This window comes from Vibrio sp. R10-SG3-ISO10 (genome assembly GCF_059834185.1).
The window spans coordinates 958,600-980,831 of sequence record NZ_JCBDHG010000022.1; the positions used below are offsets into that span (position 1 = coordinate 958,600).

Sequence of the window (22,232 nt, forward strand, 5' to 3'; positions counted from 1 at the left end):
TACGGATTGGCTTAGCTTTGAGGTCCAGAAGAATAAAAGCGACTCGCGAATGGCATGTCGAACCATATTGGCCTTTTCTTGCACATAGATGGTGCACTGAAAGCACTGGGTTGAATGTAACATGTTGATTGTATTGGATTATCTGTCTGGCATCTTACTTGCTGTTGTCAATAAGCCTGACTTAATTAGGCAACAAATACAAATAACAACGTCACAGGCGATGAAGCCTCCTCCACTTTTATGGTGGAGGAGGTTTTTTATTTCAAGGAGTAAGTGATGACAAGGGAATGTACAAAAACGGCCTGCCCATATTGTGGAGTGGGATGCGGTGTGGAAGTGAATCAGTTGGGAATAGAAGGGGATAAGGCGCATCCTGCAAATCAAGGGGCTTTGTGTGTTAAAGGTTCCGCATTAGCTCAGAGCTTAGACATGCCTTCACGATTGCTGTATCCAAAGTTGGATGGCAAAGAGATAAGCTGGGAGCGAGCAACGGAGTTGATCGCGACTGCCTATAGTGAAGCGATTCAAAACCATGGCGCAGATTCCACTGCAATGTATGTTTCAGGTCAGCTACTTACTGAAGACTATTACGTAGCCAACAAGTTTATGAAGGGCGTGGTAGGCAGTGCGAACATCGACACCAATTCACGCCTATGCATGTCTTCTGCCGTTGTGGCTCACAACCGTGCGTTTGGAGAAGATGTCGTCCCTGTTAACTATGACGACATAGATGATGCGGAGCTAATCGTGATATGTGGGGCGAATACCGCATGGACGCATCCCGTCTTGTTCAGGCGGATTCAGCAGGCTCGAGAACGTAACCCTGAATTGAGGCTAGTGGTGATTGATCCGCGCGAAACAGTGACGGCCCAGCAATCCGACTTACATCTATCTATCCCTAATGACGGTGATATTGCGCTGTTTAATGGGCTGCTGCGTTACTGTGTTGAAAGTGGTTCTCTAGACGAGTCCTATATTGAGTCTCATACTTCTGGATTCGGCGCTTTAGTTGATCTTGTCATGAGCAAAGAGTTCGGCATTGAAGCGCTGTGTGAGCAACTAGAGCTGAGCCAAGAGCAACTTAAAACCTTTTATCGCTGGTTTGCTACGACCAGAAAAACCATCACTCTTTTTTGCCAAGGGGTAAATCAATCCCAATACGGCGCGGACAAGGCCAACACCATTATTAATGCTCACCTTGCGACGGGTAAGATTGGTATTCAGGGCGCGGGGCCGTTTTCAATTACTGGTCAGCCGAACGCCATGGGAGGGAGAGAAGTCGGTGGGCTAGCGAATCAGTTAGCAATTCATAGAGGGTTTGACCCTGAATCGATAAAGCTTGTCAGTGAGTTTTGGAACACAGATACCCTTGCTCAGCAACCGGGTCTAAAAGCGATTGAGATGTTTGAAGCCGTTGACCGTGGCGATATTCAGGTGATTTGGATCATGGCGACCAACCCTGTAGTTTCAATGCCTGACAACGCGTTTGTAAAACGTGCACTCGAAAAATGCCCGCTCGTTATCGTATCGGATGTAACCGCTGATTCTGATATCGCCAAGTATGCCGATTTGTTGCTGCCTGCCTCAGGTTGGGGGGAGAAGCAAGGAATGGTGACCAACTCCGAGCGTATGCTCACTCGCCAAAGGCAGTTTATGCTCGCGAAAGGTGCAGCTAAGCCAGATTGGCAAGCGATCAGTGATGTGGGCGCAAGGCTATGTGAGTTACAAGGCCGAGAAAATGCCTTTGATTTTGCTCGTGAGGCCGACGTGTTTAGAGAATATGCGGCTATGACTGGATTGAATACGCAGAGCTCATTGTTACTTGATCTGTCCGAGTTCGCGAATATGACCGATGAAGAGTACCTAAACTGGCAACCTATTCAGTGGGGAGGAGAAAGACCTTTACACAACGGCCAATTTAGCTTTGCCGATCGTAAAGCGAGGTTCGTTATCCCTGCACTGCCATCAAAACAGCAGGGCCAATCATGGTGGTTAAATACAGGGAGACAAAGAGATCAGTGGCATACCATGACTCGTACTGGCTACATTTCCCATCTTGCGGCGACCGAACCTGAACCAACGGTGTATATGAGTAGTCGTTCTGCAGCTTATATGGACGTTAAATCAGGCCAGTTGGTCGCCTTAGCTAGCTCAGAGACAGAGAGAAAGATTATTGCGAGAGTAGCAATTGATGATGGGTTAGGAAAAAGACAACTGTTTATGTCGATGCACTGGGCAGGAGAGTATGGAGGCGAAAGTCAGGTTAATGCTGTGGTAAGCCGCATTGCTGATCCTTCTTCTGGACAACCAGCATTTAAATCCCAACCAGTGGAGTTGTTCCCGGTAAAAGCACAAACTTATGGCCTTTACCTTGGTGAGCGATTTGTTGAGTACGATTTCATTTACCAATCATTTCAAACTGAAGAGCGAGTCGGCGTTTGGCGTTTTGCAGATAGTAAACCTTATGACAAGTCATTTGCGACAGAGCTTGGTGAAACTCCGCACAAACGCAAAGTCGTTTTAGAGCTTGCTAGTGGGTGGCTAACAGTTTGTTATGACGAAGTGGGAGAAGACAAAATCATTCGTTCTCTACTCATGCTCTCTCAGCTCCCGATTGAGGTCGATGTGCCAAATCTTGCAGGTTTAATCGGTAAACCTCTAACTTTTTCAGCATTGCTGTCTGTCTCTAGCCAGCAAGAAGCCAGTGAGCTGATCTGTAGTTGTTTTAGAGTGAGCGATAAGCAGATTCTCCGCGAGTTGGAGAGTGGAGATTGCACAAGCGTTAATCAACTGAAAACTAAACTCAAGTGTGGAACAAACTGCGGCTCATGCTTACCTCAAGTTGAGCGTCTTGTCGCAAGCCACGAACAAACAATACTGATTGCGAAATAGGAGCGTGCTATGAAATTAGACAAGAGAGTCAAAGAGGGTTCGCAATTAGGGCTACGCGGTGCAGGTTTCATTGCTCATCGATATGTAAAACAGCCGATTCTTACGTGTAGTGGCTGTGATTCAGAAGGCATCAAACGAGGAAAGGTGCAACTGGTTGGTGCAGGTCCCAATGACCCAGAGTTACTGACAATAAAAGCGCTGAAAGCGATTCAACAGGCTGACGTGATTGTATTTGATCGTTTAGTAAACAGAGAGATATTGGATTTTGCTGCGGATAAATGCCAACAAATTTATGTGGGTAAGCGCTGCGGTCAGCCAAGCTTAAAACAAGAAGAGATTAGTCAAATACTGGTCGATCTGGCGAAATTAGGTAAACGTGTCGTCAGGCTAAAAGGCGGTGACCCCTTCATATTTGGTCGTGGTGGTGAAGAAGGATTGCTACTCGCAAAGCACAACATTGAGTTTGAGGTTATTCCAGGTATCACTGCTGCTATAGGTTGCGCGGCGTCTTCTTATATCCCTTTAACTCATAGAAAAATCGCTAGAAGTGTTACCTTTGTGACAGGGCAGGTGGTGACAGGAGCGCTACCTGCTTGGTCTCAGCTTGTTAGGGCAGGACAGACTCTGGTTTTTTATATGGGGCTGGAGAAAGCGCAAGAGATTCAGCAAGGACTGGTCGAGCAAGGTCTAAAAGCAGACTTTCCGCTTGCTATCATTACTCACGGCTGTAGCCGCCAGCAAAAGGTGCATGTGTCATGTTTAGACTCATTAACTTCTAAAGCGAGAGAGTTAAAAGGGGTCAGCCCAGCATTGATTATCTTAGGCGAAGTCGTCAAACTGCGAGAAGAACTAAACATGACCATAGAGTCAGTGATCTCACAAGAGGAAGTATGAGCTCAATTTTAGAATGTATCCGAACGGTTGGACGAGGAGAACGAGGACGCAAGCCGCTTACCTTTGATCAGGCTTACCAAATCATGGACGAGTATCTTGATGGTCAATGCGGTGACGACCAAATGGCGATGCTACTGATGTTGATTCGAGTACAAAATGAAACCAAACAGGAAATTGCAGGTTTCGTAAAAGCGTTTCAGTCTCGTGTCCCTAGCTTGGGCGCTGATATTGACTGGCCGTGTTATGCGGGTAAACGCAAAAGTGCAGGGCAACCTTGGCACCTATTATCAGCCAAGATCCTTGCAGACAGCGGCTACAAAGTACTGTTACATGGTTACCACGATAGGCCCGCCGGACGATTACATGCAGAAGATTACCTTGAAGCCTTTGGTATTGAGGTTGCCCAATCACCGCAAGAGGCGAAACAGCTACTAGAGACTAAGCGTATTGCTTATCTACCTCTTAAGCATTTTGCTCCACAAGCTGAAACTATGATTGGCTGGAAGAATCGCTATGGTTTGCGTACACCGATCAACACGGTCGTCAGAGCTTTAAACCCGGGAGGCGCCAAACTGGGGGTGCGCGGCAGCTTTCATCCAGGCTTCCAACAGCTGCATGCTGAAGTCGAAAGCGAGATAGGATTAACCCGACACGCCGTCGTCTCTTTTAAAGGACAATCTGGCGAATCTGAATATAACCCTAAAGTCAGCCAAACCGTTTGGGTGAGCACACCGACAAGCGTAGAATCACATTATTGGACTGAACGCATGCTGACTGATATTCCTTTGCCTAAAAAGTGCCTGTTTGGTACGACAGAAAATGACCTTAATATGATGGCTAATACAGTGGTTTCGACAATGGCTGCGACACTGTTTGCTGAGTCAAACGATCTAGAAAAGTCGTTTGAAAAGGCCTATTTACTCTGGTCTGGTTACTGTGATAGTTAGTAATACCAACCAGAATAAATATCTGGTCATTCTTGCTAGTTAAAATCGCTGATAGCTGCGTTATAGATTTTGTAGGTAGAGAAACTAGCTAGCTGCAATCTATGCCTTGCTCTAAGCGATTTTTCCAGCGCAATTATCTGATCAGCTATTTATCCCGATTGGTATAAATAGAACAATTGGCACATTCCTTGTTATGTCTCTTTTAGATAGAGAGCAAAACAAGGAATGTTCATGCACAAAAATCTCTCCAAAAATCCGCTCATCATTTGCAGCGATCGTGTTGAAGAATTGGCACGATTATCGACGCTGCTCGCTCAAGAGTTTGACAATATCATTAGTTGCCAACTTAATCAGTTTGAACAAATGTTAGACCGGGAACCCAACGCTTATGTCGTAGTGGGCTGGTTGCAACCGAGTGCTGAACTGCGCGTGGTTATTGAAGAATGCCGTGTTAGAAAGTACCCACTCTTGGTGGTGTTGAAGCAACTCGACTCTAATGATATCAGTCGCTTACCGGAAAGAATGGATTATGTCCTCGTTCCGGCAGATACCGAATTTTGTTTGACTCCGTGGATAGCCAATGCGTGCCAGATTCGCCGTTCAGTGGTTGCTCTTGAAGATGAAATCGAACAGCTTGAGCTGCGATTAGAAGAAAGAAAGATCATCGAGCGAGCAAAAGGGCTACTGATGAAAATGCACCAAGTCGATGAAGACGCAGCTTACAAAGCGATGAGAAAATCAGCGATGCAATCGAGTCAAACGTTGGCGCAAGTAGCGAAAAATCTACTGCAAACTTTAGAGGTGCTTAAATAGTTTATCTACCACTTTGGGGTTATGAGAAAAATTCCGCATTGGTGCGAAGTGCACTATTAGTAAGCAAGGTTAAGGTGATATTGAAAGTGGGGAAGGGTAAGTTATTGAATGTAAAGTATTAAATAAGTTGGCACGCAACTTGGAATATTTAGATTAGAAACAATCTGTTCAATCGTAACCTTACATTATCAACGGCGGTAATCGGCAAGGATGCAATGGCGCTACGACTCTTCGGAGGCGTAGCGCCTTTTTTATTGGAGAAAAGTTATGAAATGGAAGTCAGCAATCAAGCGTACTCTGGTGGGTGCAGCGTTAACCACCACCTTTTATGTACCTAGCACCTTAGCCGAACTGGGTGAGCCGGAACTCGAAGACCTTAAATTTGGCTTTATTAAACTTACCGATATGGCGCCACTCGCTGTTGCCTATGAGAAAGGTTATTTTGAAGACGAAGGCTTGTACGTCACGTTAGAAGCGCAAGCGAACTGGAAAGTCTTGCTCGATAGAGTCATTGACGGTGAGCTGGATGGTGCCCACATGCTGTCAGGGCAACCGTTAGGCGCAACAATTGGCATTGGTACCCAAGCGGAAGTAATTACCGCATTCAGTATGGATCTCAACGGCAATGCGATTACGGTGTCAAACAAAACATGGCAGCAGATGAAACCCAATATTCCGACCGAGGCAGATGGGAAGTTAGTTCACCCAATTAAGGCCGACGCACTTAAGCCTGTTGTCGAGAGTTATCTTGATGAAGGTAAGCCGTTCAACATGGGAATGGTGTTTCCTGTCTCTACTCACAACTACGAACTACGTTATTGGCTTGCTGCGGGTGGTATACACCCAGGTTACTATGCGCCCAAGTCAGGTGATAACAGTGGGCAACTCAACGCAGACGTACTGCTTAGTGTAACTCCACCACCACAAATGCCAGCGACGATGGAAGCGGGAACGATTGAAGGTTACTGCGTTGGTGAACCTTGGAATCAGCAGGCAGTATTTAAAGGTATCGGTGCGCCGGTTGTGACTGATTATGAGATCTGGAAAAACAACCCTGAAAAAGTTTTTGGCGTCTCCAAATCGTGGGCCGAAAAATACCCCAACACGCACATTCGTGTGGTGAAAGCGCTTATCCGAGCTGCTCATTGGTTGGATGAGAACAACAACGCCAACCGAGTTGAAGCGGTCAAACTGTTAGCAAAAAGCGAATATGTCGGCGCGGATTTCGAAGTGATAGCGAACTCCATGACAGGTACTTTCGAGTACGAAAAAGGCAATGTTCGAGAGGTGCCAGATTTCAATGTATTCTTCCGCCACAATGCCACTTACCCTTATTACAGCGATGCGATTTGGTATCTGACCCAAATGCGCCGCTGGGGACAAATTCCTGAAGAAAAATCTGATGATTGGTATATGGATGTCGCGAAAGAGGTTTATCGCCCAGATATCTACCAACAAGCTGCACAAGCGCTGATTGAAGACGGGGTACTCTCCAGCAAAGACTTCCCAGACTTTTCCACTGAAGATGGTTTCCGCGCTCCACAAACACATTTTATCGACAACATCGTCTACGACGGCCGTTCACCTAACGCGTATCTAGAGAAGTTCTCAATCGGTCTTAAAGGCAAAGACAAAGTTTAAAACAAATGGAGGAGGGGCGAGTCCCCTCCAACAAAACAATAACAAGGATGTATAGGAGTTGTTATGTCGAGCAATGTAATCTCACTTATTCCGAGTAAGCAGTTGGTGGCGAACAAGAGCAAAGCTTTTTTGTTACCTGTGATTGGAATCTTGATGTTCTTGATGATGTGGCATTTCAGTGCACGTCAGGTAGAAACTTCACTAGGAACACTTCCTGGTCCGGCTCAAACCTACCAGCAATTCAGTAACTTAGTGGTAGAGCACTGGGATGAAAGAAAAAAAGAAGTCGCCTTTATCGAGCGACAAGAAAAACGTAATGCTGCAAAGCTAGCAAAAAATCCTGATGCTAAGGTCAAGATTAGACCTTACACGGGGAAGCCCACATTCTTTGATCAAATCGTGACTAGCCTAATAACAGTCGCCAGTGGATTTTTATTGGCCACTTTGATTGCTATACCGCTAGGTATTGTCCTTGGCTTAAACCAAGGTGCTTATCAGGCATTTAACCCCATTATTCAGTTGCTTAAGCCAGTCTCTCCACTGGCGTGGCTGCCGATAGTCACCATGGTGGTGAGCGCAACATACGTTAGTGACGATCCAATGTTCGCAAAATCTTTTGTTAACTCGTTGCTGACAGTTGCTCTGTGTAGTTTGTGGCCAACGCTGATTAACACGGCAGTCGGCGTCACTAGCGTGGATAAAGATCTTATCAATGTCAGCAAAGTGCTGCAGTTATCTTGGTGGCAACATATCAGAGTCATCGTGCTTCCGTCTGCAATTCCGATGATCTTTACCGGATTGCGTTTATCGCTCGGTATCGCATGGATGGTACTCATTGCCGCAGAGATGCTGGCGCAAAACCCGGGACTAGGAAAGTTTGTTTGGGATGAATTCCAGAATGGCAGCTCGGCTTCACTGGGGCGCATTATGGTCGCTGTCATCACGATTGGTTTCATTGGTTTACTGCTAGACCGAGGCATGTTGCAACTACAGAAATGGTTGTCTTGGAATAAGCAACAGGCATTGCGATAAAAGGAGTTTCCTATGTCTAAAGCACTACTCGATTTAACTCAGTTGGGGATGAGATTCCCAACCCCGAATGGCGAATTTATCGCTTTAAAAAACGTCAATCTTCAGATTAATAAAGGCGAATTTATTTCGCTGATCGGACACTCAGGTTGCGGAAAATCGACAGTACTTAATCTAGTGGCGGGTCTTCACCTGCCTACGGATGGCGGAGTGATTGTTGATGGCCGTGAGGTAAGTGGGCCAGGGCCAGAGCGCGCAGTCGTATTTCAAAATCATTCGTTACTGCCTTGGTTGACGGTTTATCAAAATGTAGAACTGGCAGTAAAGCAAATTGCACAAAGCCAGCTGTCGCAAAACACCACTTCTGACCAAAGTTCTAAACAGTGGATCAAAGAGCAGGTCGAACATTATCTCGACTTGATTCAAATGTCTCACGCTGCGGATAAAAAGCCTGATGAAATCTCTGGCGGTATGAAGCAGCGAGTCGGTATTGCCCGCGCGCTTGCCCTTCAGCCAAAAGTCCTTTTGATGGATGAACCCTTTGGCGCGCTTGATGCACTGACTCGTGCTCATCTGCAAGACTCACTGATGAAAATCCAAGCCGAGCTGAACAATACCGTGATTATGATTACCCATGATGTAGATGAAGCGGTCCTGCTTTCAGACAAGATCGTGATGATGACTAATGGCCCAGCGGCAACCATTGGTGAGGTGTTGGAGATTGAATTGCCCCGCCCACGTAACCGTGTTGCGCTTGCCGATGACCCGCAGTATCAGAAATACCGTCAGTCAGTGCTGCGTTTCTTGTATGAAAAGCAGTCTAAATCAAGTACTCAACCTAAAAGTGCCGAGCAGAAAGAGCTCGAAGTACCCGCTAAGACGGCATAAAGGAGTCAGACAATGGAACATGTAGTAATCGTCGGTAACGGTATGGTTGGGCATCACCTTGTTGCTCAGCTTGTTGAAAGAGGTGCTCACCTTGAAAAGCGCATTACGGTGATTGGTGAAGAGCGTTTCATCGCCTATGACCGAGTCCAACTTTCATCGCTTTTTTCTGGCAACAGCCATCAGGATCTGATGTTAAGCAGTGAAGAGTGGTACAGCAAACATGGCATAGAGTTGATGCTAGGCAGCCAAGTAACCAAAATCGAACGGGACAACAAACGCTTGGTTTTAGATGAGGACAGTGTCATAGGGTACGATCAGCTCGTGCTCGCAACAGGTTCTTATCCATTCGTACCGCCTATTGAAGGTCACGATAGAGACAATATCTTTGTTTACCGAACGTTAGATGATCTTTCTGAAATAAAAACAGCGTGTCAGGGCGCGAAAACCGGTGCTGTCATTGGTGGTGGATTACTCGGCTTAGAAGCTGCAAACGCCTTGAAACTGCTGGGGGTGGAAACCCACGTCGTGGAATTCGCGCCGCGCTTGATGCCTGTTCAACTTGATGATGGTGCGGGCTTAGTTCTAAAAGAGAAGATAGAAGAGCTAGGATTAACGGTCCATACCTCAACGGCAACCGAGAAAATCTGTGATGGCGAAGGTGCAACACATCGGATGGTGTTTAAAGACGCCGACCCTCTCGAAGTAGACGTCATTGTTTTCTCTGCAGGTATTCGACCGCAAGACGCACTGGCTAAGCAGGCGGGTATCAATATTGGTGAGCGCGGCGGCATTGTCATTGACGATCAATGCCGAACCAGTGATGAAAGCATTTTTGCTATTGGAGAATGTGCGCTTTGGCAAGAGAAGATATTTGGCTTGGTGGCTCCGGGTTATACCATGGCTCGCGTTGTAGCCGATAAGCTCGTTGATCGTGAAAACGCAGGCTTTACGGGTGCAGATATGAGCACCAAGCTGAAGCTACTCGGTGTCGATGTCGCTTCGATTGGTGATGCGCATAAAGCGACGGATGGCGCGCAGGAGATGGTGTTGCAAGATGCGGTTGCTGGCGTCTATAAAAAACTCGTCGTTGATCAGAGCGGAACCAAGCTGCTAGGCGCCATTCTTGTGGGGGATAACTCAGACTATGACGCTTTACTGCAATGCTATTTAAATGAAACGACCCTTCCTGACCATGCGGCAAACCTACTTTTTGATACGGGAATGCTTAATGGCGAAATGGCAGATACCGCTATTATTTGTTCGTGTCACAACGTGAGTAAAGGTGATCTAGTTAATGCAATACAGGCTGGCGCTCATGATCTTGACACCCTCAAGGCCGAAACCAAGGCAGGCACAGGTTGTGGCGGTTGTAGCAACATGGTGAAAAGTGTCTTAGATGCTCAGCTGACAGCGATGGGCGTCGAGGTGAACAATCATATCTGTGAGCACTTTGAGTTATCGCGCCAAGAGTTATTCCATGTTTGCCAAGTCGAAGAAATTAAAGACTTTGATACATTGATAGAGAAGCACGGTAAAGGTCACGGCTGTGATCTTTGTAAACCCACCGCTGCATCAGTGTTTGCCTCATTGTGGAATGAGCACATCATGGAGCCCCAGCACAGCTCGCTGCAAGATTCTAACGATGCCTTTATGGCAAACCTGCAAAAAGATGGTTCTTACTCGGTTGTTCCTAGAGTGGCGGGGGGAGAAATCACGCCCGACAAGTTGATCGCATTAGGAGAAGTGGCGAAGAAGTACGACTTATACACCAAGATAACAGGTGGTCAGCGTGTTGATTTATTTGGGGCTCAAGTCGAACAGCTACCGGATATCTGGCAAGCGCTAATTGATGCGGGATTTGAAACCGGCCACGCGTATGGTAAGTCACTCAGAACGGTTAAGTCCTGCGTTGGTTCGACTTGGTGTCGCTATGGCGTCGATGACTCGGTTGGCTTAGCAATCGAATTGGAAAATCGTTACAAAGGGCTGCGCGCACCGCACAAAATCAAGTTCGCAGTATCTGGGTGTACCCGTGAATGTGCTGAAGCACAAAGTAAAGATATTGGTGTCATCGCGACTGAGAACGGTTGGAATCTGTATGTGTGTGGTAACGGAGGAATGAGACCAAGACATGCTGACTTAATTGCCTCTGACCTGTCTAAAGCAGAACTGGTCGCGTTGATTGATCGTGTCTTGATGTTCTACGTTCGAACGGCGGATCGTTTACAAAGAACCTCGGTATGGATGGAAAATCTAGAAGGTGGTTTAGACTACCTAAAACAAGTGGTGATTGAAGACTCATTGAGTATTGCTGATTCGCTTGAAACGCAGGTGCAACATGTCGTTGATACCTATCAATGTGAATGGAAGAGCACACTAGAAAACAGTGACAAACTGGCTAAGTTCAAACCGTTTATTAATGCAGAAGAAGCCAGCCAAGTACTTCCATATCAAAGAGTACGCGGGCAACGCATTCCAGTGAAGGAGGAAGTGTAATGGAAGTCGCTGAGAAACTAAAAATATGCAGACTATCGGATCTTTCACCCTACCAAGGTAGAGGCGCTCTGATAGACGGTGAGCAGGTCGCACTGTTCTATATTCCGAACCAAGGTGTTTTCGCTATCCAGAATTGGGACCCAATTGGCAAGGCCTACGTGCTTTGTCGAGGGATAGTCGGGGATATTAATGGCGAGTTATGTGTTGCTTCTCCACTCTACAAGCAGCACTTCAATCTCATTAGTGGCGTGTGTGTGGAAGAGCCGGCAATAAAGTTAACGGTTTACCCGGTAGCTGTAGAGCAGGGCGTTGTAACATTATCACTTTAATAAAACCATCGCGCTGATAAAACCACCGCATTGACGGTATGTTGGTCGATGCGGTGTTCTTTTTAACCATTTGAACAAAAATAGAAATTAATTGATTGACCGGAAAATTTATTCCGTTAAAGTACACCTCGTTCTCACGACATTGCTTGTGGGAATGGTGGTGTACCATCGCTTTTAGCGTTGCCCTGGTGGTGGAATTGGTAGACACAAGGGATTTAAAATCCCTCGGCGTTCGCGCTGTGCCGGTTCAAGTCCGGCCCGGGGCACCATCTACTTTTCTGGCTAAAGCTGGTTAGGTAAAAAGCATAATTTGAGGCGCGTTGGCAGAGTGGCTATGCAGCGGATTGCAAATCCGTGGACCTCGGTTCGACTCCGGGACGCGCCTCCATTCTCTTATGAGAAAGTAACCAGCTTAGGCTGGTTTTTTTGTATCTGAAATTTGAGCTCGTCTAGATAGACCTCAATACTTTCGAGGTCTATCCGTGCAATCAGCAACTTTAAGCGTTAGAAGTAGTAGCGAACGCCACCTTTGATACGGTCTTGGTCCATATCTCCAAACTTGTATCCCTCGATTGAAAAATCGACGGCATTGAACTTACGCTCGTATGCAAGGTTGGCTGAAAAAGAGTCTGTGAAAAAGTATTCAGCACCAAGCTCTAGGTTGAAATGAACTTTATTGTTGGTCACGTCTTTGTCGACTTTGATGTCTGGATGTGATGAGCCACCATTGAGTTCCAATTCTGTGCGCGTGTACCCAATTCCTGGTTTAGCGTATAGGTTTAGATCGAAGCCTGTGGCGTAGCTCATCTTAGCTCCAAGATCGAACGAATAGATTCTAGCGTCATGGAGCTGGTATTCATAACCTTGAGCACCCAACCCAATATCGTAATAATTTGAATAGTCTAGAAGGTCAATGTAATCGTGGCTTAAGTTTGCTTCGATGGCTAGCCATTCGTTCACCTTGCGTCCAAGCATGATTGAAAGACCCGCACCGCTATCATCAGCATTCTTCGCACCCGAGCTAATTGTCGGGAATGATGAAACTTCAGAGTCTAGGTCTAGTTTACTTGAATGAACATCAAGACCAACATACCAGTTGTTTTGTGCAGACACGGCGAAAGAGCCGCTTAGAAGTGCAAGAGCAGCAATAGATAGTTTAAAATTCATTATTTACATCTTAGTTATGAATATGTGATCGGTGCGGTTGTAATTTTATATAGGCACCTATTGAGGGCGTGAATCTTATGTGGTGTAACAAATTGTGTCAAATTTTATATTTTGTTAATTAACTTTCATAAATAGAAAGTTAGAACACTTAGAGTTTGCGTGGGAGACTTTGGGGATGTTCGCTTTTTACGCAGAGCAAGGGCTAACTTTTTTCGCCTTTTCATAGCGTCGCATCGGCATTACGTCTATGGTTTGTTTCACGTGCTCCCAGTCAGTATGTTTTCCCCAACGAAGCTTTTCTCCGCCATCTTTACCAATTAATACAGCAGTGTGAGAGCCAGGCTCAACATCATACATATTAAACAGCGCTTTGACGTTAAACTCATGCTTAACCCATTTAGGCATACTAAAGCCGTCTTCAGTGACCACTAGAGTGATAAGGTCTCTGTCTTGAAGCTCACATTCATTAATCAGTGTTTCCAACAGAAACTGTTTGACGTGCTCGTCATTGGTAGGGGCAAAGTAAATCACGCTGCGGTGTGACCATTCAGCGGAATAAGAAGTGTAGGCCCAGCTCATGGTTGAGTTGAGTAGCGCAATGGTGAATAGCAGTGCAGCACGCATAACGACAATCCTCCGATGATGGCCTATAAAAATGTGTTAGTTACACATGTTCTACGTTAATTGTAGGTGGTAAGCTCAAACCTCGGACAAAAATAGACGGAAATTTTGCCATGCGAACACTGCAATCTGAGCGCTTGACGCTGAGAATGGTTGAGCTTAAAGATGCTCCATTTATTCATGAACTCTACAACAGCGAAGACTTCTTACAGTTTGTTGGTGATAAGAACATCCGCAGTGAAAGTGACGCCAGAGCGTACATTGAAGAAAAGATACTGGGCATGTATAGAGAGTTTGGCGTTTGTCTATTGCTGGTGGAAGTCACAGATAGTGGTGAAAAGATCGGCGTATGCGGCTTAATCAAAAGACCAGAACTTGAAGCTTACGACATCGGTTATGGATTTATGCCAAGCTCTTACGGCAAAGGCTATGGGTATGAAGCAGGAAAAGCGGTCATCAACTACGCGTGTGAAACCAATAAAATTGAAGATTTGGTCGCGATTACCACTTCAGATAATCAGGGAAGTCGCGCCCTACTATCTAAACTTGGTTTTACTTATGTCAAAGTTCAAGATACGTTGAGTGATACAGTAGACTTACTGTTGTACCAACTGAATCTTTGCCGAGAGTAACTATGGCTGTTTCAAATATTCTTCGTGGTGAGTTGTTGACCGAATTCAAAACGGTTCGCGCAATGATGTTTATTTATTGCCGTGCGCGCCACGGCAGCAAGGATAGGCTGTGCGTTGAGTGTCAAAGCTTGCTTGAATATGCTGAAACTAAATTGGATCGTTGTCCCTACGGACAGAGTAAGCCCACCTGTAATCAATGCCCGATTCATTGTTATAAAGCAGATCAGAAAGAGCAAATGCGCCAAGTCATGAGATATTCTGGACCAAGAATGTTGCTGCCGCATCCGATTTTGGCTATTCGCCATCTACTACATGAACGCAAACCTGTTCCCAAAAAGCCCGAAGCTGGCGCGTCAAACAGACACCAGAGAAAGCTCGAAGAAAAGGGGACGCAATAAGCGTCCCCAATTACGAGCCTGTTACTCCCCAGCGACCGCCTGATGTTTGGTCTTGATGCTGGCGATTAGCATGTAGATACAAGTCGCGAGAAGTGCCGCGAACAGGTAGCCCATCAAGCCTTGAGAACCTGCCATAAACCCGTCCGCCGCAACAGGACCTGTCACTGATCCAATGCTGTAGCTAAACAGCATCACCTGAGTCGCAGATACGATGTAGTTGGCATCAAGTTTGTCGCAACCAAGGTTGATCGCGACTGGGTACAAAGCGAAAGTCGCCATACCTAATAGAAATAGCCCCATTCCTAAAGCTTGCAGTCCGGTGACCATTGAAGTGAACGTAATTGCTGCCACGCCTAGTAGACAGAACAAAGCCATAAGTAACGTACGCCCAAGGAATTTGGATAGCCAAGGCACGATTGGTTGAACGGCCATGCCACCAAGAATGACGACCGCCATTAGTCCACCAATATCACTATGTTCAATACCACGATTTTGCAGCTCAACTGGCATCAGCCCGTAAATGGCGCCTAGAGTAAGACCAGAAACCACGCAACCGATAATCGCCGCATGATTTAGCTTACTGATCTGCTTTAGTGACAGTGGCGTGCTATGTTCACTTTCCGGTTGGTCGCTGTCACCGAAAACAAGTACGATTACAGCAAGTAACAATAAGGTGACGATTGCAATAAATGGTACACCACCAGAGATCCCAATAATGCCAATACCCAACTGGCCGATTGCGCTACCACCGTAAAGAGAGCCCATATACAGCCCAAGTCTTCTCGCTCGAGCGCTTTCGTCACCGTGTAGTAACCAAGACTCAACGATGACAAACACGCCTGCGACAGCAACACCCGCAATAAAACGAGCAACAAGCCAAACCGTGACATTGGCGGCCAATGGTAAAACCATAATGGTGGCAATAAACGTCACTAAGCACCAGACAAAGGCGTTCCGGTGGCCCACTGTTTTAACCAAAGGCTCGACGCCAGCCGCGCCAATCAATAGCCCCGCATAGAAAACACTGGCGAGCCAACTAGCCAGCGATGAATCCAAGTTATACTCAGAAAGCATCAAAGGAATTAAGCTCATCAAATATCCCGACGCGACCGCATAAAGAGCAAGCGCAATAACCGGTACAGAAATGCGAGCTTTTGGAGCAGGTTGAAGGGTAATTTCCAATGTCGTGGCCTCTTTAGTTGTAGTAAAACTGAACAAATTTCGGCGCGACTATGGGGTTAAAGAGGTGAAAGGTAAAACGAAAACTTTTGACCATGACGATAAAGGATATTTATCGTTGCGTTAGCTAAATAAATTCATGAAAAAAGCGAGAAAATGTGAATATTTTCTCGCTTTAAACTAGACTAATAAGAAGGCGGTTATTTGGCTAGTGCTTGATTAAGCCATTGATCAAACTGACCTTTAGGAAGTGCACCGTTTATCACATCAACTCTTTTGCCGTTTTTGAAGACCATAACGGTAGGAATGCTTCTAATTTGATATTTGGCAGCGAGATTTTGCTGGCTTTCAGTGTCAATTTTTACAAATCGAACATCTTTTGTTCGTTCCGCGGCAACATCAGAAAAAACTGGAGCAAACCCTACACAAGGATTGCACCACGGGGCCCAGAAATCGACTACAACTGGTGTATCGCTATTTAAGATTGCCTCGAAATTGCTTTCAGTGCCCTCAACGGGCGCTCCATCTAAAAGTAGTGTTTTACATTTTCCACAAGTTGGGGCTTCTGAAATGCGTTCCGATGGCACACGGTTAACGCCAGAGCAAGATGGGCAACGTGTATTGAAGGTGGACATGATATCTCTCTCGTTATTATTTCTAGTAGATGACAGTGACTGTCGCTGCTAGTTATACTCTGTTTATACCAAGAGATACAAATAACTAAATTAAAGGCTCTAAATGAAAAATTTCTATGCAGAAATTACTGGTTGGGGAAAATGCCTACCTCCAGCAACGCTTTCCAATCAAGACCTAAGTACTTTTCTAGACACTTCTGATGAGTGGATCCGCACTCGTACCGGGATTGAAAATCGACGTATTAGCCATGTGAACACCTCTGATATGGCTACTGTTGCGGCGCAACATGCACTCGCTTGCGCTGGAAAAAGTGCAGAGGATATTGATTTAATTATTCTTGCCACTTGCTCACCAGACTCACTGATTCCAAATGCAGCTTCAAAAGTTGCGCAAAACCTAGGTATCACGGCGGCGGCTGCATTTGATTTGAACGCAGCCTGTACAGGCTTTGTCTATGGCTTAGAAACGGCGACTCGCCTAATACAAGCAGGCAATTACAGAAACGCAATCGTAATCGGTGCAGAGCGGTTATCTTTCTTTATCGATTGGACGATGCGTGATACCGCGGTCTTGTTTGGTGACGGCGCTGGTGCGGTTGTCTTAACCAGAACAGAAGAGCAGGTTGGCCTACAAAACGCGCAGCTTGGCTGTGATTCTGCGGGGCGCGATATTTTGGCTGTACCTAAGTTTGGTACCTGTATGGATAGGTTTGCTGCTGATAATGGCCATTGGGATTTCAACTTTGTTGGTAAAGAGATCTTCAAGCGCGCAGTAAAAGGCATGGGTGCTGCGGCTCAAAACGTGTTGGCACGTAGTGAGCTGTCTACTGATGACGTTGATGTTGTGATTCCACATCAAGCGAACATTCGTATTATTCAAACCTTGTGCGATCTATCAGGCATTAGCCAAGATAAAGCGTTTGTAAACATTCAAAAATACGGCAACACATCGGCAGCCACTGTGCCTATCGCCTTATGTGAGTCTTTAGAGCAGGGCTTTGTTAAACCGGGTGATAACCTGCTTCTTGCCGCATTCGGTGCGGGATTAACGTGGGGAGCAAGCCACTTAAAATGGGGCGAGCGAGTCACTCCACTGGGTGAGAGCGATGCATGCCTACCAGAATGTGAAAAATCTGCATTAGAGCTTATAAAAGAAGCCGTTGAACATTGTAAGAATCGTCCATAACTCGATAATTTAAGTACAAAAGTCGCACACTCGGTGCGACTTTTTATATCAATGAGCCTCGCATTGATATTATTATATTGGCCTAAGTATAAGAATTACACTGGGCTTACATGAAATTCCTCCACACTTCTGACTGGCACCTCGGTCGTCAATTTCACAATGTTTCTCTTTTAGATGATCAAAAAGTCGTTCTTGAACAGATCATTGACTACATTCAATCCAACAAGGTTGATGCTCTGGTTATCGCAGGAGATGTCTACGATCGCTCTGTGCCTCCGACAGCAGCCATTGAATTGATGAATCAGTTTGTAAGTCGAGTATGCGGAGAACTAAAGCTGCCAATTATTCTAATCCCAGGTAATCATGACGGCGCAGAGCGCTTAGGGTTTGCCTCGCAGCAAATGGCAGAATCAGGGCTCCACATTATTGCCAATTTCAAAGATATGCTGACACCGGTTGAGCTGGAAACAGACAAGGGTACAGTGCGTTTTTATGGCATGCCTTACAATGACCCGGAGCTTGTGCGTCACCACTTTAAGCAGCCAGTCTCTACCCACGATGATGCGCATAAGCTGTTGTGTGAAGAGCTCACTGCCACTTTTGACCCGAATGCAACCAATGTGCTGATTTCTCACTGCTTTGTTGATGGCGCGATTGAGTCAGAGTCAGAAAGGCCGCTGTCTATTGGCGGCTCTGATCGCGTTAGCCACGAGCATTTTACTCCGTTTGATTATGTTGCCCTTGGGCATCTTCATCAGCCACAGAAAAAAGGTGAAGAGTACATCCGCTATTCAGGCTCGTTAATGAAATACAGCTTTTCAGAGCAGCATCAAAAGAAAGGCATGACGTTAGTTGAGCTTGATGAATCGGGTTTTAAGTCAGCAACCCATATCGAGCTCACTGCTCCACATGAAATGCGCATAATCGAAGGGGAGTTGGATGAAATCATTGCCCAAGGTAAAACCGACCCTAACAGCCATGACTATTTACTGGTTAGATTAATGGACAGACATGCAATCTTAAACCCTATGGAGAAGCTAAGAGCTGTCTACCCAAATGTGTTGCATCTTGAAAAGCCAGGGATGCTGGTGGGCGTGGAACAGCAGATGGCAGCGGCCAAGTTGGCTCGCAGTGAAGCCGATATGTTTCGCGATTTCTTCGTCGAAGCACAAGATAGTCAGCTCAGTGAAGAGCAAGACAAAGCCATCACAGACATCATCAAGCAACTCAGTGAGCAATAGGCCAGATCATGAAACCAGTTAAATTAATAATGCAGGCTTTCGGCCCTTTTGCTAAGACAGAGCAAATCGATTTCACTCAATTAGGCTTAAATCCTCTTTTTCTCATCAACGGACCTACAGGTTCAGGGAAAACGTCAATACTCGATGCGATTTGCTTCGCCTTATATGGCGAAACTACGGGCAATGAACGTCAGGGCAACCAAATGCGCTGCGACCAAGCAGCGGCGAATTTACTCACGGAAGTGACTCTAGAGTTTTCTTTAAACGGTAAACAATATCGAGTTACCCGCGCGCCTGAGCAAGAAGCGCCAAAAGCGCGTGGTGATGGTCTGACAACGCGCAAACATACTGCTTCCTTGTATGAAATCACCCAAGATGAAGTTCTGATCACCAGCAAAACGGCTCAGGTTAAAAATGAGGTTGCCAACTTGCTTGGGTTAAATGAAACCCAGTTCCGTCAGGTTATGGTGTTGCCTCAGGGCAAGTTTCGAGAGCTGTTACTCGCTTCATCTAAGGAACGTGAAGCGATTTTTGGTCAGCTATTCCAGACTGATGTGTATAAGAAAATTGAATTTGCATTGAAAGATAAAGCCAGTGCAATTAGCAAGGCTAAAGATGAATTCGACAATCAAATTCGCGGCGCTCTGCAAGTGGCAGAAGTTTCTACCGAGCAGGAGTTGCAAGAACGACGGATTCATTCTCGCAGTGAACTCGAACAAGCGAAAAGCGTTGAGGCGAAGGAGTTAGAGATTCTCAATAGCTTAAAAAGTGAGTTAAACAAAGCAAAATCGCTCAATGAGTTATTTACTAAGCGTGCTTCGACAGTTGCGGCTCAACAATCACATCTGGAAAACAAAGCGCAGATTACCGAGCTGGAGTCAAAGTTAAAGCTAGCTAAGAGTGCGAGCCACCTTGAAGTGGCTTACGCTAGCATGCAGTCAAGTGCGAAACAGGTGGTTGGTCTAGAAACCAAACTGGACGCACTAACGGCTCAACACTTAGTGGCAGAAAAAACATCTCATGAAGAAGAACAACGAGTTAATACGGCTGAGGAAAATGCTAAACAAATCCCAATACTGACTGAAGAGCTGTTCAAATTAGAGCAAGTCAAAGCAAAACTTGTTGAGAAATCGGAACTAGAGAAAAGCATTAACGCGTTAAATGTCACTCGAGTTGATTACGATAAAAAGCTCGTTCAATACAGCGAACTCAAACAGAAACTGCAACAAGAGGCTGACTTAGGTGCCAAGTCACTCGAACAAGCGCGCAAAGATCTGACCGAGAAATCGAACTTAGAAACCGGTTTAATAAACAATCAGCGTCTGCTTGACGATCTCAATAAGCTTACAGCCCAAACCGCCGAGCTTGCTCGCCTACAGCAGAAGCTTGTCCCGATAACAGAACAAGTCGAGAAGGCAAAAAACGCTGTTGCAGAGAAGCAAAAATACGCCGATGAACAAGAACTGAGTTGGCACAATTCTCAAGCTGCGTTTCTAGCACAAAAGTTGGAAAAAGGCTCGCCCTGTCCTGTGTGTGGTAGCCAAGAACATCCAACACCTGCCACGTTTGAAGGTGAACCAATCTCTAAGGAGTCGGTTCAAGCCGCTCGGCAGCAAGAGCGCAGTGCGGTTGAAGAGTTAAACCGACAAACTAATGTACTGGAACAACAGCAAGCGACAATAGTGGCTCAAGAGAAACACATTGAAGAGTTAAGGCGCGAGTTAGGTGAAGGCGCAGCTATGGGTTCTGAGCAGCTACATCAAGAGATAGTCCGACAGAAGGCTAGGTTAGACGTGTTGGCGGCAATCGATCTTGATAAGATGGAAAAGGCCGTTCAAGAGTTAACACAGCGCTGCGTTAATGGTGAAGCGAAAATCAATGAGCTAAAATCACTAGTTTCTGCAAATGACTCAGCGATAAACGTCCAAAGCCAGCAATTGGAGAAATTATCCTCTGGCATTGATCCACAATACTCATCAGCTGACGTTGTCGAGCGCCAATACCTTGCTCAAAAAGCTAACATTACACAGCTTAATCAGACGTTAGAAAAGGCTCAACAATCTGCGAAACAGGCGAAACTAGCGCTTGTTGCTATTGAAACAGAAAGAAACTCGACGACTCAGTTACTCAAAGATGGCAGAGTAAACCATCAAGAAGCGAACAAAGAGTGGCAGTCTCAACTAGAACTTTCAGCATTAGATTCACAAGAGCAATTTCTGCAAGCTCGCATAGAGCCTCAGCTTTATGAACAATGGCAAGCTCAAATCAATGAGTATGTACAGACCGCAACCCAGTTAGAACAGTCTGTAAAGGACCTTGATGAGCAGTTAAGGGACATTGAAAAGCCAGATCTTGATAAAAAACAAACCGAGCTAGATGCAGCGGAGATAAAATACCGCGAATGCCGAGGTTTGCTAGACACCGTGCATTCAGTGACAGAACGCCTTGAAAAAGTACAAAAAGATATCAATACACTGCATGAAAAAAATCAGCGATTAGAAGCCGAATACAAGGTCTACGGAACGCTTTATGACGTAGCGAGTGGTAAAACTGGGAGCAGAATCAGTCTACATCGATTCGTTCTCGGTGTGTTGCTCGATGATGTATTGATCCAAGCCTCTCAACGTTTATCTATGATGAGCAAAGGGCGCTATCAACTAGTACGTAAGACAGAAGGCTTCAAAGGTGCCGCAGGACGCGGGCTCGATTTGAGCGTAGAAGATGGTTACACCGGAAAAACACGTGATGTTGCAACCCTTTCAGGTGGAGAGTCTTTTATGGCGGCACTTGCGTTGGCGCTTGGGTTGTCTGATGTGGTTCAGTCGTACAGTGGCGGCATTAAGCTTGATACGTTGTTTATTGATGAAGGGTTTGGCAGCCTGGACCCCGAGTCTCTGGATTTAGCGATTCAAACGCTTATTGATTTGCAGCAAGCGGGGCGTATGATTGGCTTGATATCCCATGTTACTGAACTTAAAGAGCAAATGCCTTTAAGAGTAGATGTCGAAGCCTCACGTTTAGGAAGCCGTATTCAATTAGTTGGTATGCATGCTTAGAGCAGACTAAAATTTACATAGTTCACTATGTTGCGTATGCTCAATCTATAACAATGATTTATGTTAAGAGCATCGAATTGATGACAGTTGGCAGGTCACTCTTTTGTACCTAGCAGATATATTCACTTAACGGGGGCTTAAGGTGCTTTAACAGTGCTCTAGGCGATAAAGAAGTTGCGCGTAGCGGT

The 22,232-nt window shown here is 45.8% G+C and carries 18 protein-coding genes and 2 tRNA genes; 16 read left to right on the top strand and 4 right to left on the bottom strand.

Features of this window, described 5'->3' with window-relative positions; genetic code table 11:
* Positions 1 to 276: 276 nt before the first annotated feature.
* The 11 genes from AC6R16_RS17885 (at position 277) to AC6R16_RS17935 (ending at position 12,317) form a co-directional block, all read left to right on the top strand.
* A complete protein-coding gene (locus AC6R16_RS17885) occupies positions 277 to 2,892 on the top strand; it encodes a nitrate reductase (protein WP_500675281.1) in 2,616 nt (871 codons plus the stop codon).
* Positions 2,893 to 2,901: 9 nt separating this feature from the next.
* Positions 2,902 to 3,786, top strand: coding sequence for a uroporphyrinogen-III C-methyltransferase (gene cobA / locus AC6R16_RS17890; protein WP_500675282.1), 885 nt, complete (start codon positions 2,902 to 2,904; stop codon positions 3,784 to 3,786).
* Positions 3,783 to 4,733 carry a glycosyl transferase family protein gene (locus AC6R16_RS17895; protein ID WP_500675283.1) on the top strand — a complete coding sequence of 317 codons (951 nt, stop codon included), beginning with the start codon at positions 3,783 to 3,785 and terminating at the stop codon, positions 4,731 to 4,733. Before cobA ends, AC6R16_RS17895 begins: the two co-directional genes overlap by 4 nt.
* A 231-nt stretch (positions 4,734 to 4,964) precedes the next feature.
* Complete coding sequence (locus AC6R16_RS17900) at positions 4,965 to 5,546, top strand: ANTAR domain-containing response regulator (protein ID WP_500675284.1); 582 nt, start codon at positions 4,965 to 4,967, stop codon at positions 5,544 to 5,546.
* Positions 5,547 to 5,813: 267 nt separating this feature from the next.
* Positions 5,814 to 7,187, top strand: coding sequence for a CmpA/NrtA family ABC transporter substrate-binding protein (locus AC6R16_RS17905; RefSeq protein ID WP_500675285.1), 1,374 nt, complete (start codon positions 5,814 to 5,816; stop codon positions 7,185 to 7,187).
* Positions 7,188 to 7,250: 63 nt separating this feature from the next.
* Positions 7,251 to 8,219, top strand: a complete 969-nt coding sequence (locus AC6R16_RS17910; RefSeq protein ID WP_069668189.1) for an ABC transporter permease — start codon at positions 7,251 to 7,253, stop codon at positions 8,217 to 8,219.
* Between the two features lie 12 nt (positions 8,220 to 8,231).
* Positions 8,232 to 9,104, top strand: coding sequence for an ABC transporter ATP-binding protein (locus AC6R16_RS17915; protein WP_500675286.1), 873 nt, complete (start codon positions 8,232 to 8,234; stop codon positions 9,102 to 9,104).
* Between the two features lie 12 nt (positions 9,105 to 9,116).
* A complete protein-coding gene (gene nirB / locus AC6R16_RS17920) occupies positions 9,117 to 11,600 on the top strand; it encodes a nitrite reductase large subunit NirB (protein ID WP_500675287.1) in 2,484 nt (827 codons plus the stop codon).
* On the top strand, positions 11,600 to 11,929 hold the full coding sequence (nirD, locus tag AC6R16_RS17925) for a nitrite reductase small subunit NirD (RefSeq protein WP_500675288.1): 330 nt from the start codon (positions 11,600 to 11,602) through the stop codon (positions 11,927 to 11,929). Before nirB ends, nirD begins: the two co-directional genes overlap by 1 nt.
* A gap of 182 nt (positions 11,930 to 12,111) precedes the next feature.
* A tRNA-Leu gene (locus AC6R16_RS17930) sits at positions 12,112 to 12,198 on the top strand.
* A gap of 45 nt (positions 12,199 to 12,243) precedes the next feature.
* A tRNA-Cys gene (locus AC6R16_RS17935) sits at positions 12,244 to 12,317 on the top strand.
* A 116-nt stretch (positions 12,318 to 12,433) separates the two neighbouring features.
* Here AC6R16_RS17935 and AC6R16_RS17940 read toward each other — a convergent pair.
* Both AC6R16_RS17940 and AC6R16_RS17945 read right to left on the bottom strand, forming a co-directional pair.
* Positions 12,434 to 13,096, bottom strand: coding sequence for an outer membrane beta-barrel protein (locus AC6R16_RS17940; RefSeq protein WP_500640232.1), 663 nt, complete (start codon positions 13,094 to 13,096; stop codon positions 12,434 to 12,436).
* Between the two features lie 186 nt (positions 13,097 to 13,282).
* Entirely contained in the window at positions 13,283 to 13,720 is a 438-nt protein-coding gene (locus AC6R16_RS17945; protein WP_500675289.1) for a DUF4174 domain-containing protein, read from the bottom strand.
* Between the two features lie 110 nt (positions 13,721 to 13,830).
* Between AC6R16_RS17945 and AC6R16_RS17950 the strand changes: the two genes are divergently transcribed.
* Both AC6R16_RS17950 and AC6R16_RS17955 read left to right on the top strand, forming a co-directional pair.
* On the top strand, positions 13,831 to 14,349 hold the full coding sequence (locus AC6R16_RS17950; RefSeq protein ID WP_500675290.1) for a GNAT family N-acetyltransferase: 519 nt from the start codon (positions 13,831 to 13,833) through the stop codon (positions 14,347 to 14,349).
* A 2-nt stretch (positions 14,350 to 14,351) separates the two neighbouring features.
* Positions 14,352 to 14,747, top strand: a complete 396-nt coding sequence (locus AC6R16_RS17955; RefSeq protein WP_500675291.1) for a nitrous oxide-stimulated promoter family protein — start codon at positions 14,352 to 14,354, stop codon at positions 14,745 to 14,747.
* Positions 14,748 to 14,768: 21 nt separating this feature from the next.
* On the opposite strand, the gene AC6R16_RS17960 is transcribed toward AC6R16_RS17955, so the two are convergent.
* Both AC6R16_RS17960 and trxC read right to left on the bottom strand, forming a co-directional pair.
* Positions 14,769 to 15,929, bottom strand: coding sequence for an MFS transporter (locus tag AC6R16_RS17960; protein WP_500675292.1), 1,161 nt, complete (start codon positions 15,927 to 15,929; stop codon positions 14,769 to 14,771).
* Positions 15,930 to 16,126: 197 nt separating this feature from the next.
* A complete protein-coding gene (trxC, locus tag AC6R16_RS17965) occupies positions 16,127 to 16,561 on the bottom strand; it encodes a thioredoxin TrxC (protein ID WP_500640228.1) in 435 nt (144 codons plus the stop codon).
* A gap of 103 nt (positions 16,562 to 16,664) precedes the next feature.
* Between trxC and AC6R16_RS17970 the strand changes: the two genes are divergently transcribed.
* From AC6R16_RS17970 to AC6R16_RS17980, 3 genes are all read left to right on the top strand, one after another.
* Positions 16,665 to 17,747, top strand: a complete 1,083-nt coding sequence (locus AC6R16_RS17970; RefSeq protein WP_500640227.1) for a ketoacyl-ACP synthase III — start codon at positions 16,665 to 16,667, stop codon at positions 17,745 to 17,747.
* Between the two features lie 110 nt (positions 17,748 to 17,857).
* Complete coding sequence (locus AC6R16_RS17975) at positions 17,858 to 18,988, top strand: exonuclease SbcCD subunit D (protein WP_500675293.1); 1,131 nt, start codon at positions 17,858 to 17,860, stop codon at positions 18,986 to 18,988.
* A gap of 8 nt (positions 18,989 to 18,996) precedes the next feature.
* Positions 18,997 to 22,044, top strand: a complete 3,048-nt coding sequence (locus AC6R16_RS17980) for an AAA family ATPase (protein WP_500675294.1) — start codon at positions 18,997 to 18,999, stop codon at positions 22,042 to 22,044.
* The last annotated feature ends 188 nt before the right edge of the window (positions 22,045 to 22,232 follow it).